Origin of the sequence: Glycocaulis sp. (genome assembly GCF_052168375.1) — a bacterium.
Classification (GTDB): domain Bacteria; phylum Pseudomonadota; class Alphaproteobacteria; order Caulobacterales; family Maricaulaceae; genus Glycocaulis.
Genome location: NZ_JBQLZR010000205.1, coordinates 1 through 3,190, shown reverse-complemented (window position 1 = coordinate 3,190; position 3,190 = coordinate 1). Strand labels below are relative to the sequence as shown.

The 3,190-nt window shown below is 61.2% G+C and carries 6 protein-coding genes; 2 read left to right on the top strand and 4 right to left on the bottom strand.

What is annotated here, in order from left to right:
* From ACTS2Z_RS07990 to ACTS2Z_RS07980, 3 genes are all read right to left on the bottom strand, one after another.
* Positions 1 to 533: DUF998 domain-containing protein (locus tag ACTS2Z_RS07990; protein ID WP_442572686.1), on the bottom strand; the 533-nt coding region annotated here is incomplete at its 3' end.
* Positions 534 to 568: 35 nt separating this feature from the next.
* A complete protein-coding gene (locus ACTS2Z_RS07985) occupies positions 569 to 988 on the bottom strand; it encodes a VOC family protein (RefSeq protein ID WP_442572685.1) in 420 nt (139 codons plus the stop codon).
* Positions 989 to 1,292: 304 nt separating this feature from the next.
* Positions 1,293 to 2,105, bottom strand: a complete 813-nt coding sequence (locus tag ACTS2Z_RS07980) for a thiazole synthase (protein ID WP_442572684.1) — start codon at positions 2,103 to 2,105, stop codon at positions 1,293 to 1,295.
* Between the two features lie 176 nt (positions 2,106 to 2,281).
* Between ACTS2Z_RS07980 and ACTS2Z_RS07975 the strand changes: the two genes are divergently transcribed.
* A complete protein-coding gene (locus tag ACTS2Z_RS07975; protein WP_442572683.1) occupies positions 2,282 to 2,476 on the top strand; it encodes a hypothetical protein in 195 nt (64 codons plus the stop codon).
* A 23-nt stretch (positions 2,477 to 2,499) separates the two neighbouring features.
* Positions 2,500 to 2,694 (top strand): hypothetical protein, encoded by a 195-nt coding sequence (locus ACTS2Z_RS07970; RefSeq protein ID WP_442572682.1) that lies wholly within the window; start codon positions 2,500 to 2,502, stop codon positions 2,692 to 2,694.
* 36 nt (positions 2,695 to 2,730) lie between these two features.
* Here the strand turns inward: ACTS2Z_RS07970 and ACTS2Z_RS07965 are convergent.
* The coding region (locus tag ACTS2Z_RS07965) for a hypothetical protein (RefSeq protein WP_442572681.1) at positions 2,731 to 3,190 on the bottom strand (460 nt) is incomplete at its 5' end.

The following is a 3,190-nucleotide window of genomic DNA, read 5'->3' as shown; positions in this document are numbered from 1 at the left end:
TCGATTGCCAGAAGGGCGGCGAGCGCCACCGCGCAGGCGGCGAAACCGGCAAGGCCCAGCCATCTGCCGCCCGGCCAGCGAAGGGCAGCCGCGCCCAGAACGGCGAGACCCGCGATACCGGCCAGATACCCGCCGCCGCCAAGGGCATTGTGCAGAAGCTGTGAGAGGCTCGGTTCGGCAGGCATGCAGTTGCTGCCCGCATCGCACGGGAAAATGCCTCCGGCTATCGCGCCGGCGCCATAGCCTGCCAGCAGCACAAAGCCCAGCGCGGCAACTGCGGACCTTGGCGCCGCCAGAGCCGCAGTCAGGCAGAAGAGGCATTGCAGGATGCCAATGGGGATGAAACCGGCCAGCCCGGCCCAGGGATGGGTGGGAGCGCCCACCGCGCCCAGTTCGCTGATGAACTGCCCGGCCTGATCATAGCCGGGATAGCCAGCCTGCCCGGCAACCATCACGCCCAGCGTCCAGGCACCCGTCGCCAACGCGAGTATGAGGGGCAGTGGCGTGCGCTTTACCTGTCCTGCATCAGCCATCAGCGCCCATCCCTCATTTCAGCTTTCCTGACCTATCAGGACCCCATATTGATCCGGCCTTCCGGGTCGATCGTCCAGTAGGGATTGAAAGCTACTTCCCAGGCATGGCCGTCCGGGTCGGCAAAATAGCCCGAATATCCGCCCCAATCGGCCTTGTGAGCGGCCTTCAGCAGGCTGCCGCCATGGGCGACGGCGTGGTCGATGATGGCGTCCACCTCGGCCTCGCTGCGCGTGTTGTGGGCGAGTGCGATTTGGCCTGTGCCGGTATTGGCACGCGCCATGTCGGCATCAAGATCATGCCCGCCAAAGAGCGCCAGAACCATGCCGCCCATGGGCAGGAAAACGATTTTGTCGTTCTCAAAGGCGGCCGTGAACCCCATGGCCTCGTAGAACGCCTTGGAGCGGGCAAGATCGGCAACGCCCAGCGTGATAAGGGACAGGCGGGGCTCCATCATGGCGGTTTTCCTTGTTCCGGCACCTTTGGAGCATCGGAACATTAGTGGAACAAGTCAAGGGTATGGCCACCCGCCTCGTCATTCCGGGCGAGCGTAGCGAGACCCGGAACCCATTTCGGCAACGAGGTGTCCTCCCCCGTTTACGGGTGAGGTGTCTGGCTTGCCAGACGGAGGGGGGAGCTTGTTTTGGACTACCCCCCTCGGCCCTCCGGGCCACTCCCCCCGTGAACGGGGGGAGACACCGGGAGTGGCCCTCCCCCGCCTGCGCGGGAATGACGAGAAAATGGATGGCTCTGTGAGAAGCCTAAATCAGCCCTGCGAGCGGGCTGGACGGATCAGCATAGCGTTTTTTCGCCATGCGGCCTGCAAGATAGGATTCGCGGCCCGCGATGACCGCGTGCTTCATGGCTCTTGCCATGCGCACCGGGTCTTTGGCTTCGGCAATGGCGGTGTTCATCAGCACGCCGTCGCAGCCAAGCTCCATGGCGATGGCTGCGTCAGAGGCCGTTCCCACGCCCGCATCGACGATCACCGGCACCTTGGCCGCCTCGATGATGAGGCGGATATTGACCGGGTTCTGGATGCCGAGCCCGGAGCCGATGGGCGCGCCGAGCGGCATGATCGCGCACGCGCCGGCATCTTCCAGCTTGCGCGCATAGACCGGGTCATCAGAGCAATAAACCATCACGTCAAAGCCATCGGCGATCAGCATCTTCGTGGCGCGCAGCGTCTCCTCCATGTCCGGATAGAGATGCTTCGGGTCAGAGAGGACTTCCAGCTTTACAAGGTTCCAGCCACCCGCCTCGCGCGCCAGGCGCAGCGTGCGCACCGCGTCCTCGCCAGTAAAGCACCCGGCCGTGTTGGGCAGGAAAACCACCTTCTCCGGGTCGATATGATCGACAAGGCGCGGCTGGGACGGATCCGACAGGTTCACCCGGCGCAGCGCCACGGTGATGATCTCGGCGCCCGATGCCGCCAGTGCCTCGGCGTTCTGGGCGTAGCTCTTGTACTTGCCTGTACCGATGATCAGGCGGGAGTTGAACGTACGCCCGGCGACCGTGAAAGGACGGTCTTCAGGCAGGGCGGAAACGGTGTCGGGGGAGGTTTTTTCTGACATGGGCGCGTTCTAACGCGGGTTTGTGCGTCCGTCACGTCCCGGCACGCTGCACGGCACAAGGAAGCCTCCCATGACTGTTGTATATGTATAACAATTCATTTTACTGCCGCACTCTCCTGTGAGAGGTTGATCGTCAGGTCAGGCCCGTGATTTCAGATTGGACAGGAGACAGACCCATGACCGCTTCGAAAAAGGCCCTTCTCGCCGTCACGCTGGGCATTGTGGCCGCGAATGCTGCCCTTGCAGGCTTCTTTGTCGCTACCAGCGGATTTGTAGCCGCCATCCCTGTTTTGGCCTCGACAGGCGCGGTTTTGCTGATCACCCTGTTGCTGGCAGGCGGTGGCAGCAGCCGATCATCAGCCTGCAAATAGGTTTCGATTTTCCGGGGGACGCCATGCATCCGGCCAGAAAAGGTGCCAGCCTCGTTCTGGCTATCGTCGGGCTTCTCAGCTGGGGGTATGCGGCCTGGCGCACCTTCAACGGCACGCCGCTTGAAGAGAGCCTGCCGCTGGTCACCGGCGGCATAGTCTGTTTCACCCTGATTGTGGTCTTTGCCGCCTCGGGCGGAAAGAAGAACGACGAGCCCTAGCCGCCCCCGACGAACTGGACGATTTCCAAATTAGACTTAAAGATCAACGCGATTCCAACGCCCCAGCGCGTGGAAGCCCTTTCGAGCTTCACCACAGGTTTGCAGAGTGTCGGCGTCGATTATCTCTGCAAGGAACCAAACAAAAAAAGGACCGCCATCTTCAAGTGGTTGCCCTTGAACGAGATAAAGTTCCGACCGCCGCGTTGCAATGCTTTCCATCAACGCCCTGCAACTTTCTAGCTCAAATTGCCATTCAACCGGAAGAGTGAAACCGGAGCCGTTTGAAAGACCACCAACGTCAAACTCATCGGGACCCAGATAAATTGTGTAGGTATGTTCCTTGTAAAAATAACCGTCTTCTATCAAAGCGCGAACGTCTTCCAAACTTCCTGTAAAAGCTAAGTCTGCGGTATAATTGTCTCGGCTACACGCGCACACGGCCAACAACAACGCACCAGCGGCGATCTTCGCAAATACTCGCACCCGCTCACCCTCC

Coding starts and splice junctions, on each gene's coding strand:
- ACTS2Z_RS07985 (WP_442572685.1), bottom strand. CDS start 988: ATGATGGAGCCCCGCCTGTCCCTTATCACGCTGGGCGTTGCCGATCTT.
- ACTS2Z_RS07980 (WP_442572684.1), bottom strand. CDS start 2,105: ATGTCAGAAAAAACCTCCCCCGACACCGTTTCCGCCCTGCCTGAAGAC.
- ACTS2Z_RS07975 (WP_442572683.1), top strand. CDS start 2,282: ATGACCGCTTCGAAAAAGGCCCTTCTCGCCGTCACGCTGGGCATTGTG.
- ACTS2Z_RS07970 (WP_442572682.1), top strand. CDS start 2,500: ATGCATCCGGCCAGAAAAGGTGCCAGCCTCGTTCTGGCTATCGTCGGG.